The organism is Amycolatopsis sp. NPDC003731, assembly GCF_053586895.1.
Window position 1 is genome coordinate 14787 of the sequence record NZ_JBSFNC010000063.1, and the last position, 13875, is coordinate 28661.

At 72.2% G+C, this 13875-nt stretch carries 14 protein-coding genes; 12 read left to right on the forward strand and 2 right to left on the reverse strand.

What is annotated here, in order from left to right:
• Window positions 1-7 precede the first annotated feature (7 nt).
• The 7 genes from ACWDN5_RS25065 to ACWDN5_RS25095 all read left to right on the forward strand — a co-directional run bounded on the left by ACWDN5_RS25065 (window position 8) and on the right by ACWDN5_RS25095 (window position 8105).
• Window positions 8-328, forward strand: a complete 321-nt coding sequence (locus ACWDN5_RS25065; RefSeq protein WP_310969927.1) for a MerR family transcriptional regulator — start codon at window positions 8-10, stop codon at window positions 326-328.
• Between the two features lie 295 nt (window positions 329-623).
• The gene (locus tag ACWDN5_RS25070) at window positions 624-2009 is read left to right on the forward strand and encodes a cellulase family glycosylhydrolase (RefSeq protein ID WP_449677956.1); all 1386 of its coding nucleotides are present in this window, start codon (window positions 624-626) and stop codon (window positions 2007-2009) included.
• Window positions 2010-2122: 113 nt separating this feature from the next.
• Window positions 2123-2482 carry an ArsR/SmtB family transcription factor gene (locus ACWDN5_RS25075; protein ID WP_310969925.1) on the forward strand — a complete coding sequence of 120 codons (360 nt, stop codon included), beginning with the start codon at window positions 2123-2125 and terminating at the stop codon, window positions 2480-2482.
• Window positions 2479-2961 carry an SRPBCC family protein gene (locus ACWDN5_RS25080; protein WP_310969924.1) on the forward strand — a complete coding sequence of 161 codons (483 nt, stop codon included), beginning with the start codon at window positions 2479-2481 and terminating at the stop codon, window positions 2959-2961. Before ACWDN5_RS25075 ends, ACWDN5_RS25080 begins: the two co-directional genes overlap by 4 nt.
• A complete protein-coding gene (locus ACWDN5_RS25085) occupies window positions 2958-3509 on the forward strand; it encodes a maleylpyruvate isomerase family mycothiol-dependent enzyme (protein WP_449677957.1) in 552 nt (183 codons plus the stop codon). The genes ACWDN5_RS25080 and ACWDN5_RS25085 overlap by 4 nt, the downstream gene beginning before the upstream one ends.
• A 155-nt stretch (window positions 3510-3664) precedes the next feature.
• Window positions 3665-6706, forward strand: coding sequence for an MGH1-like glycoside hydrolase domain-containing protein (locus ACWDN5_RS25090; RefSeq protein ID WP_449677958.1), 3042 nt, complete (start codon window positions 3665-3667; stop codon window positions 6704-6706).
• Window positions 6707-6815: 109 nt separating this feature from the next.
• Window positions 6816-8105 (forward strand): cellulose binding domain-containing protein, encoded by a 1290-nt coding sequence (locus ACWDN5_RS25095; protein ID WP_449677959.1) that lies wholly within the window; start codon window positions 6816-6818, stop codon window positions 8103-8105.
• A 3-nt stretch (window positions 8106-8108) separates the two neighbouring features.
• Here ACWDN5_RS25095 and ACWDN5_RS25100 read toward each other — a convergent pair whose 3' ends face one another.
• Both ACWDN5_RS25100 and ACWDN5_RS25105 read right to left on the reverse strand, forming a co-directional pair.
• Window positions 8109-8855, reverse strand: coding sequence for an alpha/beta fold hydrolase (locus ACWDN5_RS25100; RefSeq protein ID WP_449677960.1), 747 nt, complete (start codon window positions 8853-8855; stop codon window positions 8109-8111).
• Window positions 8855-9223, reverse strand: coding sequence for a DUF1330 domain-containing protein (locus tag ACWDN5_RS25105; RefSeq protein WP_310969918.1), 369 nt, complete (start codon window positions 9221-9223; stop codon window positions 8855-8857). The genes ACWDN5_RS25100 and ACWDN5_RS25105 overlap by 1 nt, the downstream gene beginning before the upstream one ends.
• A 72-nt stretch (window positions 9224-9295) precedes the next feature.
• Between ACWDN5_RS25105 and ACWDN5_RS25110 the strand changes: the two genes are divergently transcribed.
• The 5 genes from ACWDN5_RS25110 to ACWDN5_RS25130 all read left to right on the forward strand — a co-directional run bounded on the left by ACWDN5_RS25110 (window position 9296) and on the right by ACWDN5_RS25130 (window position 13872).
• Complete coding sequence (locus tag ACWDN5_RS25110) at window positions 9296-9886, forward strand: TetR/AcrR family transcriptional regulator (RefSeq protein ID WP_449677961.1); 591 nt, start codon at window positions 9296-9298, stop codon at window positions 9884-9886.
• Window positions 9887-9918: 32 nt separating this feature from the next.
• Window positions 9919-10917 (forward strand): LacI family DNA-binding transcriptional regulator, encoded by a 999-nt coding sequence (locus ACWDN5_RS25115; RefSeq protein ID WP_449677962.1) that lies wholly within the window; start codon window positions 9919-9921, stop codon window positions 10915-10917.
• Between the two features lie 205 nt (window positions 10918-11122).
• The gene (locus tag ACWDN5_RS25120; protein WP_449677963.1) at window positions 11123-11461 is read left to right on the forward strand and encodes a hypothetical protein; all 339 of its coding nucleotides are present in this window, start codon (window positions 11123-11125) and stop codon (window positions 11459-11461) included.
• Window positions 11462-11563: 102 nt separating this feature from the next.
• Window positions 11564-12919, forward strand: coding sequence for an ABC transporter substrate-binding protein (locus ACWDN5_RS25125; protein ID WP_449677964.1), 1356 nt, complete (start codon window positions 11564-11566; stop codon window positions 12917-12919).
• A gap of 8 nt (window positions 12920-12927) precedes the next feature.
• A complete protein-coding gene (locus ACWDN5_RS25130) occupies window positions 12928-13872 on the forward strand; it encodes a carbohydrate ABC transporter permease (protein ID WP_449677965.1) in 945 nt (314 codons plus the stop codon).
• The last annotated feature ends 3 nt before the right edge of the window (window positions 13873-13875 follow it).

The following is a 13875-nucleotide window of genomic DNA, read 5'->3' on the forward strand; positions in this document are numbered from 1 at the left end:
AGGTGACATGGTCCCCGACGGGGAAAGACCCGGAAATCTCGACGACGAGCACTACCCCGGCTACACCATGGGCCGAGCCGCCGACATGCTCGGCACCACCCAGAACTTCCTGCGCAGCCTCGGCGACGCCGGCTTGATCACGCCGCAGCGATCCGCCGGCGGGCACCGGCGCTACTCCCGGCACCAGCTCCGGCTCGCCGCGCGGGCCCGCGAGCTCGTCGACCAGGGCACCGCCGTCGACGCCGCCTGCCGGATCGTCATCCTGGAAGACGAACTGCACGAAGCCCGCCGGCTCAACCGGGCCCTTCAAGGGGAAACCGAGGGCTGAGCGAACGCGTCCGCGATCGCCCCCATCGACGCCCGCGTCCGGTGCAGATCCGGCCAGATGGATCACGGCCGACACCCTTCCCGGCGACGCCGAGGCCACCACGAACGGCCGCCGCGACGGCCGGCCGCTTCGGATGAGCGCCTCGACTCAGCCGCACCAGCGCCGCGATCGTGATCCGCCGCCGGGAACCCCCGCAAGAGCCGAAACCCTTGACGCCGCCCCTCGCCGGATGTTCTCATCTCTGGGAGCGCTCCCAGCCTGTCGAAACACTCGAACACGGATCAAAGGGAGTTCAATGAAGCGCTCCATCGCTGCGCTGGCGGCCGCCGGCGCGACGGTTCTCGGCTGCACCGCCGTGCTGGCCATCCCGCAGGCCTCGGCCGCCGCTCAAGGGTGCCGGGTCGACTACACCGTCACCAACCAGTGGCAGGGCGGGTTCCAGGCCGGCGTCAAAGTCACCAACCTGGGTGACACGCTCACCGGCTGGTCGCTCAGCTTCACCTTCCCCGACGCCGGCCAGAAGGTCGCCCAGGGGTGGAACGCCACCTGGTCGCAGTCCGGCTCGATCGCGACCGCCGCCGGCCCCGACTGGAACCGGACCCTCGCGACGGGCGCCGTCGCCGACCTCGGCTTCACCGGCACCACGACCGGGGCCAACCCGATTCCGGCGTCCTTCACCCTCAACGGCGTCACCTGCACCGGATCGACCACGACCACCACGACACCGACGACCACCACCACCCCCTCCCCCGGCGGCACGCCGCTCGCCGCGAACGGGCAGCTGCACGTCTGCGGCGTCCACCTGTGCAACGAAGCGAACCGGGCGATCCAGCTGCGCGGCATGAGCACGCACGGCCTCCAGTGGTTCGACTCCTGCTACAACGACGCGTCCCTGAACGCCCTCGCGAACGACTGGCACGCCGACCTGCTCCGCATCGCCATGTACGTGCAGGAAAAGGGGTACGAGACCAACCCGGCCTGGTTCACCGACCGGGTCAACAGCCTCGTCGGCGAGGCCGAAGAACGCGGCATGTACGCGATCGTCGACTTCCACACCCTCACCCCGGGCGACCCGAACTACAACCTCGACCGCGCCAAGACCTTCTTCGCCGCGGTCGCCGCCCGGAACGCGAGCCGGAAGAACGTGATCTACGAGATCGCCAACGAACCCAACGGCGTGAGCTGGGCCGGCATCAAGAACTACGCCGAGCAGGTCATCCCGGTGATCCGCGCCGCCGACCCGGACGCCGTCGTGATCGTCGGGACCCGCGGGTGGTCGTCCCTCGGCGTCTCCGACGGCTCCAGCGAATCCGAGATCATCAACAACCCCGTCAACGCCACGAACATCATGTACACGTTCCACTTCTACGCCGCCAGCCACAAGGACAACTACCGCTCCACGGTGAGCCGGGCCGCCGCGAGGCTGCCGCTGTTCGTCACGGAGTTCGGCACGGTGACCGCCACCGGCGGGGGCACGCTCGACCAGGCCAGCACCACCGCCTGGCTGGACCTGCTCGACCAGCTGCAGATCAGCTACGCGAACTGGACGTACTCCGACGCGAACGAAAGCAGTGCCGCGCTGAGCCCGGGCACCTGCGCCGGCAGCGACTACGGCAGCGGCCGGCTGACCGCGTCCGGCGCCCTGGTGCGGAGCCGGATCGACACACCCGACCACTTCTGATCACCCGGGCGGGGTCCCGAAGCCGGGACCCCGCCCCTTCTCAACCTCCAGGTTGACAACACCCCGAGCCGCGCTCTATGTTCATATTCAACCGAAGAGTTGAGGAAGAACCGGTGGACGAAGACAGCGAGCGGCTCAACCGCGTGTTCGCGGCCCTGGCCGACCCGACGCGGCGCGACCTGGTGGCCCGGCTGGCCGCCGCGGACGCGACCGTGGGCGAGCTGGCCGAGCCGTACGAGATGAGCCTCCAGGCGGTCTCCAAGCACGTGAAGGTGCTGGAGGAAGCCGGGCTGGTCACGCGCAGCAAGGACGCCCAGCGCCGTCCGGTCCACCTGGACGCCGAGGTGTTCGACCTGATGACCAAGTGGATCGAGCGGTACCGGCGGCAGGCCGAGGAGCGCTACCGGCGCCTCGAAACGCTGCTGGGCCGCATGAGCGGCAGTGAAACCCGACCCCGTAAGGACGCGTCATGACCATGACGAAGCACGAAACCGAGATCCTGGCCGACGAGAAGGTCCCGACGATCCAGCTCGTCCGGGACTTCGACGCCGCACCCGAGCAGGTGTTCCGCGCCCACGTCGACCCCGAGTTGTACGCGCAGTGGGTCGGGCCGCACTCGGTCACCACGCGGATCACGCGGTGGGAGGCACGCACGGGCGGCGAGTGGGCCTTCGCCAACGACCGCGACGGCGAGGAGATCGCCGCGTTCCACGGCAGCTTCCACGAAGTGCGGCCGAACGAGCGGATCGTGTGGACGTTCACCTACGACGGCGAGCCCGACGGCGTCGCGCTGGAAACGCTGACCCTGGAGGAGATCGACGGCGGCCGCACCCGGCTGCGGGTGCTCAGCGTGGTGCCGGACTTCGCCACCCGCGACGGCATGCTGGCCAGCGGCATGGACGTCGGGGTCACCGAGGGCTACGCCAAGCTCGACGCATTGCTCGCGCGATGACCCCGGCCCGGCAGCACGTCTCCGAAGCCGCCCGGTTCACCGAGCTGGTCGAGTCGGCTTCGGCCGGCGACTGGGCCCGCCCGGCGCCGGTGGCGGGGTGGACCGCGCTCGACGTCGTCCGGCACCTGGTCGAGTGGCCGCGCGACTTCCTCCGCGGCGCGGGCATCGAACTGCCCGCGCTGTCGGTCGACACCGACCCGGCCGGGGCGTGGAAGCAGCACGTCGCCGACATCCAGGCCATCCTCGACGATCCCGCCGGACGGGTGCTCAGCAACCCGCACACCGGCGACCGGCCGGTGGACGAGGCGATCGACCAGTTCTACACCGGCGACGTCTGGATGCATTCCTGGGATCTCGCCAAGGCTCTCGGCCGCGAGCCCGACCTCGGTGAACAGCGCTGCGCGGAGGCGCTGACGGCGATGCGGCCGATGGAGCAGGTGCTGCGCGACAGCGGCCAGTTCGGCCCGGCGGTGCCCGTGGACGACAGCGCTTCGGCACAGGACAAGCTGATGGGCTTCCTCGGGCGCGACCCCGCCTGGCACGCCTGAGCCGCTCCGGCCGGCGGGACACCGGTTGCGCGACCGACGCGGCGCAGCAGCGGACGACCCCTCGGATACAACGTTGTAAATATGTATTTACAACGTTGTATCCGACCGGCTACCGTTCCTCTGCCCGGTCCCCGAGGAGCACGAGGAGCGTCGGCATGCGCTCGGTTCGCCGTCTGTTCACGGTCTTGACCACCACGCTCGTCACCTTGTCGGCCGCCGTGCTCCCCGCGGCGGCCGTCCCCGCCGTCCCCGCCGGCCCGCCGCCGGCGTACCCGGTCGTCGGCCCCGGGACGCATCTCCTCGACCACGCGGCGAAGCTCGCCGGTCTGGGCGACCCCGCGTGGTACGAGGCCAACATCCCGTTCGTCGACCTGCCCGACAAGGCGATCGAGGACACGTACTACTACCGGTGGCGGACGTTCAAGGAGGCCCTCAAGTACACCGGGCCCGACGACGGCTGGATCGTCTCCGAGTTCCTCGGCCCGGTCGGCTACTCCGCCCCCGGCGGCGGGATCGACGCCGCCGCCGGGCACCACCTCTACGAGGGACGGTGGCTGCGGGACCCCCGCTACCTCGACGACTACGTCGACTACTGGCTGCGCGGCAGCGGCGCGGGCCCCAAGCCGGCGACCGACGGCCTCAACGAGAACACCACCGATTGGGCCCACGAATACTCCTTCTGGGCGGCCGACGCCGTGCTCGCGCGGGCGTCCGTCGACGGCCGGTGGGACTTCGCCGTCGACCGGCTCCCCGAACTGCAACGGCAGTGGGCCGCCTGGGCGCCGCAGTTCGACCCGCAGCTCGGCCTCTACTGGCAGGTTCCGGTGTGGGACGCCATGGAGTACACCGCGAGTTCCTACCAGAGCCCGGATCCCTACCACGGCGGCGCCGGCTTCCGCCCGACGCTCAACGCCTACCAGTACGGCGACGCGCGCGCCATCGCCGATCTGCTGCGCCGGCGCGGCGCACCCGGCGACCGGCAGCTCGCCGACCGCTACGACCGGGACGCCCGGTCCCTGCAGGCGAACCAGGACCGCGTCCTGTGGGACGGCGGCGCGCAGTTCTACAAGCACGTGATGCGGGACGGCAACCCCGCCCGCACCAAGCTCGCCGACCGGGAAGAGATCGGGTTCGTGCCCTGGTACTTCCACATGGCACCGGCCGGCGCCGCCGCCGCGTGGGCGCAGCTGACCGATCCGGCCGGGTTCGCCGCCCCCTTCGGGCCCACCACGGTCGAGCGGCGCAGCCCGTGGTTCATGCACGACGCCCTCGCCGGGTGCTGCCGCTGGTCGGGGCCGAGCTGGCCCTACGCCACCAGCCAGACGCTGACCGGGCTGGCGAATCTGCTCACCGACTATCCCGCGCAGCCGTACGTGTCCACTCAGGACTACTACGCCCTGCTGCGCGGGTACGCCCTGACCCAGCGCAAGAACGGCCTGCCCTACGTCGCCGAAGCGCACCACCCCGACGAGGACCGCTGGCTCTACGACTCCCGCGGGCACAGCGAGGACTACAACCACTCGACGTTCGACGACCTCGTGCTGTCCGGGCTGCTCGGCATCCGGCCCCAGCAGGGCGACAGCGTACGGCTCGCCCCGCTCGTTCCGTCCACTTGGGACCACTTCGCGGTGGAGAACGTGCCCTACCACGGCCGCAACCTGACCGTGGCCTGGGACCGCGACGGTCACGTCTACCGGCAGGGCGCCGGGTTGAGCGTCTGGCTGGACGGCAAGCTCGTGCACCGCCAGGCCGGGCTGACCGCGGTCGACGTGCCGGTGCGCCCCGGGAAGGCGGCCGTGGCCGACCACCTCGTCGACGACCTGGCGAACATCGACCGCACCGGCTACCCGGCGGCGTCCGCGTCCTACACCTGGCCGGCCGACAGCCCGGCGAACGCGATCGACGGCCAGGACTTCGACCTCGATGTCCCCTCGACGCGCTGGACGAGCTACGGCAGCCCGAACCGCCAGGACTGGCTGGCCGTCGACCTCGGCGCGGCCACCGACGTCTCCGACGTCCGGATCTCCTTCTACGACGACGGCGGCGGCGTCCGCACGCCGGACACGTTCGCGCTCCAGTACCGCACCGCCGACGGGTCGTGGGCCGACCTCCCCGCGCAGAACCGGGATCCCGCGACGCCGGTGCGAGGCCGGCCTAACCGCGTCGTCGTCCAGCCGCCGGTCCGCACCGACGGGCTCCGGGTCGTGGCGTCCAGAGTGGACGGAGGCGCGGTCGGCATCACGGCGGTGCAGTCGTGGCGCGCCGAAGACGAGCGGCTCGCCGTCCGGCTGCCGGACGAACCGCCGCGGCTGCGGCCCGGGCAGACGGCCGAAATCACCAGTTCGGTCCGCAGCGCGCAGCCGATGACCGTGCGGCCCGCGCTCACGGTGCCGCGCGGCTGGACGGCCCAGCCGCTCGGGCCGGCCGGCGACCTCCGGCTCACGCCGGGCCGAGCCGTCCCGCTGCGGTGGCGGGTGACCGCCCCCGCCGACGCGCCGGTCGGCACCCGGGCGCCGGTGCGGCTGCTGGTCGCCCCGCTCGACCACGGCGTCCCGGCTCGCAGCACCGCGGACCTCGTGCGGGCGGAGGTCGTGTTCGACCCGGCCGATTTCGCCACACCGGTGTGGGACGACGACTTCACCGGAGACCGGTTGAACGACTACCGGATCGGCGCGCGGTTCGGGGAGCCGCCGCCCTCGCTGAGCCAGGCGGACGGCGCCCTGATCGCAACGGCGAGCCGGCAGTCGGCCGCCGTGCTCGTGGCGCCGGTGGCCGCCCCGGCCGGCGACTTCGCGGTGCTCCTGGAACCGCGTTCTTTCGCCGGGAGCGCTCCGGAGGACAGCGTGCTCCTCGGCCGCGCCGCCGGGCCGGACGAGCTGGCCTTGGCCTGGTACAACCACCACTTCGGCACGTCCGGCGCGGACGTGCGGGCCGACGGGCGCGACTACGGCGACGACGTGACCGGCGGGTGCTGCGCCGCGGTCGAGTGGTCGCCGGGCGACCGGTTCGCGGTCGTGTCCGACCACCGCGGCGGGCTGACGAGCTGGCTGGGCCACCAGGGCCGGTGGCAGCTGCTGCGGACGATCCCGGCGGGTCCGGTCGTCGCTCCCGGCTGGTCGCCCGCGATCGGGCTCCGGCTGACCTCGGGCCGGCTGACCCTCGAGCGCCTGACCGTCGTGGCGCGCGGCTCGGCGTGAGGGGCGATTGACAAACGACCGGTGCGCGGGGGACTCTGGGAGCGCTTCCAGACGACGCCGCCGGGGCCGCTTCCGCCTGCCGCGGTACCGACAGGCGGAAGGAGAATCCATGGGGTCCGTCTCCCGCCGGCCGGGCGTGCTGGCCGTGATCGCCGTGCTCGTCGTGGGTGTTTCCGTGTTGTGGCCGTGGAATTCGGGCGCCGCGCCGGTCGCGCCCACGACGGGCAACGCGACCCACTTCGACGCGCTCGGCGCCCCCTACGGCGGTTGCGGCCTTCCGCAGGACATGCTCGATTCGCCGGATTTCGTCGCTCTCAACGTCTACAACACCCCCGGCGACTACAGCTTCTACCCCCGGCCGATCCCGCCGGCGCAGGCCGCGAAGATCGGGCTGTGGGACAACGGCCGCAACTGCGGGCGGTTCGTGCAGGTCACCATCGGCGAATACTGCACCGGCGTCAACGACGGCGCGCCGGGACAGCCGTTCTGCCGCAACGGGTCCTGGGTGACCGACGGGTACGCCGGCGCCCAGCTGACCATGGTCGTGGCCGACAGCTGCGGCGACTCGAACGCCTGGTGCCGCGACGATCCCGGGCACCTCGACCTGTCGACCGCGTCCCTCAACCGGTTCGTGAAGAACGGCGTGCCGGTCGGCGACATGAACCCGGGGCACTGGAACAACCGCCGGGTTTCCTGGTCCTACGTGCCCGCCCCGAACTACACCGGCGACCTGAAGCTCGGTTTCCTCCAAGGGGCGCAACGGTATTGGACGGCCATCGCGGTGTCGCACCTGCCCAACGGCGTCCACGGCGTGGAGTTCCTCGGCGCGGACGGCACCTGGCAGCAGGCGCAGCCGGACAGCGACCTCGGGCAGGCCTTCCTCATCGGCCCGACCGCCACGGCCGGCACCGCATACGCGATCCGCGTCCGGGACGCGAGCGACGCGCTCGTCAACGACGGCCGCGTCTACCGCTTCACGCTGCCGGACCAGTGCCTTTCCGGCTGCGCGGCGGCCTACACCGGCATCAGCTACACGACCGGGACCAGCACTCCGACCACGACGCCGACCACCCCGACGACGTCCACCACCCCGGCCGGGGCGTCGTGCACCGCGACCTCGGCGGTCACCTCCTCGTGGAACGGCGGGCACCAGCTGGAGTTCACCGTGAAGAACACCGGCTCGGCCGCGCTGGCCGGGTGGACGACGGCGTTCTCCTTCGCGGGCAGTCAGCAGGTGACCAACTCGTGGAACGCTGTGCCGACGCAGACCGGCCAGGAGGTGCGGGCGGCCAACCAGACCTACAACGGGACGCTGGCTCCCGGCGCGACGACGACGTGGGGTGCGGTCGTGACCGGAACGTCCCAGCCGCTGGCCGGGCTGGCCTGCACCGCCCGCTGATCCCTAGCCGGCACTCGCCCAGAACCCGGTCAGCACCGCGGCGGCGCGGGCCGGTTCGTGGGTCATCCACCAGTGCCCCAGGCCGTCGAGGACGGCGACCCGGGCCCCGGCGCGGGCGGCGGCCCGGCGGCGTTGCTCCTCGGTGCCGACGACGTGGTCGGCCGTGGCCAGGATGGCGAGACCCGGCCGGGCCGCCGCGCGTTCCAGCGGCAAGCCGAGGCCGGGCGCACCGGCCGCGGCGGCGGACCGGTACAGGGTGAGCACCGCCCGGCCCATCGCCTCGTTCTGCCCCGCCGCGACGCGGGCCGCGACCGCCCGGCCCATCCCGCGTTCCACCAGCACCGCGGCGCGCTCTTCGGGCGCGGCACCGAACCGCGCCGCGACATCGGCCTCGCCGACGCCCGGGGTCTGCCAGCGGCGGGCGAGTTCGTGCCATTCGTAGTCCGGGTCGAAGCTTCCGAGGGTGTCACTGACCCAGCTGCGGACCAGGTGCGGGTGGCTCAGCACGACGTTGAGGACGTGAGTGCCCCCGAAGTCGTGGCCCACCAGGTCCACCGGCTCGCCGAAAGCCGCCAGTTCGACGGCCAGCCAGTCCCGGTAGCCGGCCGGGGTGGCCTCGAACCCGGCGGGCAGGGGCGCGCCGAAGCCGGGCGGCGACAGGCAGACCACGTCCGGGCGGGCGAGCTCCGCCAGCAGCGGGTCCCAGACCGCCGCGGTCTCGGGGTTGCCGTGGACGAACACCGCGGGCATCAGGCCACCACCGGCGTCGTCGGCTGCAGGACCGATTCCACCAGCGCCTCGGTGCGCAGGTGGGTGATCGCCTGGTACTCGGGGTCGCGGACCATGGCCGCGAAGGTCTGCCGGTCCGGGTAGCGGACGAGCACCACCATGTCCCACGCCTGCCCGTCCTCGGCGACCAGCGCCGGCCCGCCGGTACCCAGGTACTCCACCTTCAGGCCGTAGCGGGCGTTGAGTTCGCGGCGGAGGGCTTCGGCGTAGCGCTGGTAGCTTTCGCGGCCGCCGTCCGGGCGGAACCGCAGCAGGTTCAGCATCACGACCGGGCCGCCGGGGTCGTCGGCGAGCAGGGCGTCGAGGGCACGTTCTTCGATTTCGATCATCAGGACCTCCTGGACCGGCACTCTACACATACTTGTTGGTCGACACGCAAGTTACTTTGCTAGACTCCGATCATGCGCCGCACCCAGCAGGAACGCCGTGACCAGGCCGAAGCCGCGTTGCTGACCGCCGCCGCCGAACTCGTCGTCGAGCAGGGCGTGCGGTCGCTGACGCTCGCCCGCGTCGGGGAGCGGGCCGGGTACAGCCGCGGCATCGTCACCCACCACTTCGGCGGGAAGCAGGCACTGGTCGAGCGGCTGGCGCGGGCCACGCAGGCCGGGTTCGTCCCGGGGCTCGAGGACGTCCCGCCCGGCCTCGACCGCCTGCTGCGGCTGATCGACGGCTACCTCGGCGAGCTCGGCCGGATCGGCGTGTTCCACCAGGCTTTCCTGCTGCTGTGGGCGGAAGCCGCCACCCAGCCGGAGCTGGCCCCGATCTTCCGCGAGCGGGACGCCGCCTTCCGCGCCGACCTGCGCGAAGACGTCGAAACCGGCCTCGCGGACGGCAGCATCGACGCGGGCGCCGGCGCCGACGAGGTCGCGACCGCCGTCGTCGGGCAGCTGCGCGGGATCGCGTTGCAGCGGCTGCTCGATCCGGGCAGCGTCGACACCGAGGCGCTGCGCCGGAGCGTCACCGGCCAGTGGCGCCGCGCCCTGACCCCTTAGGCTCGGCGTCTTACGCGGAGGGAGGTGACGGCGTGACCGAACGCGGGCGGCTGCCACGCGTCAAGCGCGTGACGATCGAGGACGTGGCCCGGGAGGCCGGCGTCGGGCGGCAGACGGTTTCGCGGGCGCTGCGCGACCTGCCGGAGATCGCCCCGGACACCCGCGAGCGTGTGCTGGCGGCGGCGACCCGGCTGGGCTACCGGCCGAGCGCGCTGGCGAAGGGCATGCGCACCCAGCGGTCGGACGTCATCGCGCTGATCGTCTCCGACATCGCGAACCCGTTCTACCCGGCGGTGGCGCGCGGGGTGTACGACGCGGCGGAGGCGGCCGGGTGCAGCGTCGTGCTGTACAACACCGACGCCGACCCGGGCCGGGAACGCGACGCCATCGAGGACGCGCTGGCCCGGTCCGCGCGCGGAGTCGTCGGGTTCTTCTACGGCATGCCCGACGACGTCCTCGCCGACTACGCGCGCTCGGTCCCGCTGGTGGTCGCCGACCGCGAGCTGCCGTCGGAGGCGGCGGCATCGGTGAGCAACGACTTCGCGACCGGCACCGCGGCGGCCGTGGAGCTGCTCGCCCGCAGGCCGGACGCGTGCCTGGGCATGCTGGACAGTTCGGTCGGCGTCGCGGTCGACGAGCGGCGGCTGGCCTTCGTGACGGCGTGCGCGGCGCTGGGCTTCGGCGACGTCTCGGCGCGGATCGTCCAGGGACCGCCGACCATCCCGGGCGGCACGGAAGCGGCCCGCGAGCTGCTCTCGGCGTGGCCCGAGGTCAACGGGATCTTCGCGTTCAACGACCTGATGGGCATCGGGGCGGTCCAGGCGGTGCTCGCGCGCGGCGGGGCGGTGCCGCGGGACTGCGCGGTGGTCGGCTTCGACGACCTGGAGATGTCGGCGTACCTCAACCCGCCGCTGAGCACGGTCCGGATCGACAAGTACGACCACGGCCAGGCCCTGGTCCGGGCGCTGCTGGCGGACACCGCCGACCGGATCTCGCTGCCGGTTTCGTTGATCACCCGCGCGACCGCCTGAATCGAATCCTCCGGAAGACGCCCTTGACGGGGTAGCTCCGAGGTGCGCATACTCCCCGGGTGCCACGGCCGGGAACATTCCCGGGAACGTTCCCGAGCGAGTGGCGGAAGGAGGTGGCGGCATGGGCGCAGGCTCGCCGAGGACGGCCGGGTCGGGCTGGCTTCGCAGGTCACGCCGGTTTGCGCGCCGCTCCGACGGTTCCGTGGTGGGCTGGTGGGCGACGGGGCGTTCGGGCCGGGCGCGGGTCGCTTGGTGCGGTGGGCGGCTGCCTGAGGTCCTGCCTGCCTGGGCACGCCTCGACCGGCACCGCGGCGGCGAACTGGCGCGCGAAGCCCTGCCCGCCCCGGCGCAAATCGACCGGCGCGATGAGCGGCTGCCCCAAGCCCTCCCCGCCCGAGCACTCCTCGACCCGCCCGGCGAGCGGCTGCCCGAAGCCCTCCCCGCCCCGCCGCAACGCAACCCGCGCGCCGGCGGCGAGCAGCCACCCGGAAGCCCGCCCGAACCGCCGCGCACTCCCGCGCCCCGATCCACAGTGGACCCCTGACCCGCAACCGCGAACCCCACTTCCCCAACCGTCCCCGAGGCCCGGCCCCCACTGCGCCGAGCCTCGGCCGAAGCCGCCGCCACCCCGAAAGGACCGAACGCAATGGTGCGTACTTCTCCCCCGACGAAACGGCTTCGCCGGCTGGGCGCCGCCGCGGCCGCTGCCGTGCTCGCGCTCGTCACCGCCGGCTGCGGGAATGCCGACTCCGCCGCTCCGGCCGCCGGTGCCGCCTGTGCTGCCTCCGGGGGCAAGGTCGAACTCTCGTTCTGGTCCTGGCTGCCCGGCATCGACCAGGCCGTCGCCCTGTGGAACCAGGGGCATCCCGACATCCACGTCACCGTCGAGCAGACGCCCCAGGGCAACCAGGGCACCTACAACAAGATGTTCACCGCCCTCAAGGCGAACCAGGCGCCGGACCTCGGGCAGGTCGAGTTCGACTCGCTGCCCGGCTTCCGCGTCCAGCAGGGCCTTCGGGACATCTCCGCCTGCCCCGGCGTCGCGGACGCCAAGTCGAAGTTCGTCGACTGGACCTGGGCGCAGGCCTCGGTCGGCGGTGACGGCGTCTTCGCCATCCCGCAGGACACCGGGCCGATGGGCCTGTTCTACCGCAAGGACCTCTTCGAGAAGTACAACGTGCCGGTGCCGACGACCTGGGACGAGTACGCCCAGGCCGCGAAGACCCTGCACGCCGCCGACCCGAACCTCACGATCACGCACTTCCCGCAGAAGGACGTCAACTGGTTCGCCGGGCTCGTCTGGCAGGCCGGCGGGCACTGGTTCACCCAGGACGGCCGGCAGTGGAAGGTGAACCTGACCGACCCCGCGTCCACCAAGGTCGCCGACTACTGGCAGAACCTGCTCTCCCAAGGCCTCGTCTCGAACTACCAGGGCTTCTCCGAATCCTGGAACAAGGCGCTCGACTCCGGGCAGATCGCCACCTGGACCGGGGCCGTCTGGGGCGTCGGCACGATCGCGAAGGCCGCGCCCTCCACCGCCGGGAAGTGGGCCGTGGCGCCGCTGCCGCAGTGGACCAAGGGTGGGCAGCGCTCCGGCAACTGGGGTGGCTCGACCACCGCGGTCTTCGCCGGTACCAAGCACCCGGCCGAAGCCGCGCAGTTCGCCCTGTGGCTCAACAGCGACCCGCAGGCCCTGGCCATCCTGACCGCCCAGGGCGGGATCTACCCGGCGACCACCGAAGCCCAGGCCGGTGCGAAAGCCTCGCCCGAGAACACGCAGTTCTTCGGCGGCCAGGACGTCGACGCGGTCTTCCGCGAGGCGGGCAAGGGCGTCAGCCAGGACTTCACCTGGGGACCGTCGATGGAGCAGACCTACGCCCACGTCCGTGACGGGTTCGGCGCCGCGCTCGCCGGCAACGGCACGCTCGGCAAGGCGCTCACCGAGGCCGGCGCCGCGACGATCACCGACCTGCAACGCCAGTCCATCCCCGTGGCGAAGTAAGGACGACGATGGTTGTCGCAGCGTCCCAGACCGTCGCCGGCGTGGCGCCCCGCCCCAGGGTGGCGCGCCGGCGACGGGCGAACGGCAACGCCCGCGCCGCGTGGCTGCTGCTCGCCCCGTTCCTGATCGGCTTCGCGGTGTTCTACGTGGCCCCGATCGTGGTGGCCCTGGTGAAGAGCTTCACCGCCGTCACCCGGACGTCGACCTACGGCCGTCCCGTCGAGGTGTTCGCCGGCCTGGGCAACTACACCGCGGCCCTCGGCGACACCGGGTTCACCGGCTCGGTCGGGCGGGTCCTCCTGTTCGGGGTGATCCAGATCCCGGTCATGCTCGGCCTCGCGCTGGTCCTGGCGCTCGCCCTGGACTCGGCGGTGGTGCGGCTGCGGCGGTTCTTCCGGCTCGCGTTCTTCCTGCCGTACGCGGTGCCCGGCGTGATCGCCGCGGTCATGTGGGGCTTCTTCTACGCCCCCAACCTCTCGCCGGTCAACCAGCTGCTCGACCCGCTCGGGATCCACCCGGACCTGTTGTCCGGCAACGTGATCCTGTACTCGATCGCGAACATCGTCACCTGGACGTTCACCGGGTACAACATGCTGATCCTCTACTCGTCGCTGCAGGCGATCCCGCCCCAGCTCTACGAAGCGGCCCGGCTCGACGGCGCGTCCGGCTGGACGATCGCCTGGCGGATCAAGGTGCCGATCATCGCGCCGTCGCTGGTGCTGACCGGGGTGTTCTCCATCATCGGCACGTTCCAGCTGTTCACCGAACCCCAGGTGATGGCCGGGGTTTCCAGCGCGGTCTCGTCGTCCTACACGCCGTCGATGGCCGCCTACGCCCAGATTTCCGCCCAGAACTACGGCCTCGGCGCCGCGATGAGCGTGCTCGTCACGCTGCTGATCGCGGTGCTGTCGTGGCTGTTCTTCCGGATCACCCGCGCGAGGGCCGCCCTGTGACCA

Excerpts from the sequence above, each read along its gene's own strand:
- ACWDN5_RS25065 (WP_310969927.1), top strand. The coding sequence starts at position 8 with ATGGTCCCCGACGGGGAAAGACCCGGAAATCTCGACGACGAGCACTAC.
- ACWDN5_RS25070 (WP_449677956.1), top strand. The coding sequence starts at position 624 with ATGAAGCGCTCCATCGCTGCGCTGGCGGCCGCCGGCGCGACGGTTCTC.
- ACWDN5_RS25080 (WP_310969924.1), top strand. The coding sequence starts at position 2,479 with ATGACCATGACGAAGCACGAAACCGAGATCCTGGCCGACGAGAAGGTC.
- ACWDN5_RS25085 (WP_449677957.1), top strand. The coding sequence starts at position 2,958 with ATGACCCCGGCCCGGCAGCACGTCTCCGAAGCCGCCCGGTTCACCGAG.
- ACWDN5_RS25090 (WP_449677958.1), top strand. The coding sequence starts at position 3,665 with ATGCGCTCGGTTCGCCGTCTGTTCACGGTCTTGACCACCACGCTCGTC.
- ACWDN5_RS25095 (WP_449677959.1), top strand. The coding sequence starts at position 6,816 with ATGGGGTCCGTCTCCCGCCGGCCGGGCGTGCTGGCCGTGATCGCCGTG.
- ACWDN5_RS25100 (WP_449677960.1), bottom strand. The coding sequence starts at position 8,855 with ATGCCCGCGGTGTTCGTCCACGGCAACCCCGAGACCGCGGCGGTCTGG.
- ACWDN5_RS25105 (WP_310969918.1), bottom strand. The coding sequence starts at position 9,223 with ATGATCGAAATCGAAGAACGTGCCCTCGACGCCCTGCTCGCCGACGAC.
- ACWDN5_RS25110 (WP_449677961.1), top strand. The coding sequence starts at position 9,296 with ATGCGCCGCACCCAGCAGGAACGCCGTGACCAGGCCGAAGCCGCGTTG.
- ACWDN5_RS25125 (WP_449677964.1), top strand. The coding sequence starts at position 11,564 with ATGGTGCGTACTTCTCCCCCGACGAAACGGCTTCGCCGGCTGGGCGCC.
- ACWDN5_RS25130 (WP_449677965.1), top strand. The coding sequence starts at position 12,928 with ATGGTTGTCGCAGCGTCCCAGACCGTCGCCGGCGTGGCGCCCCGCCCC.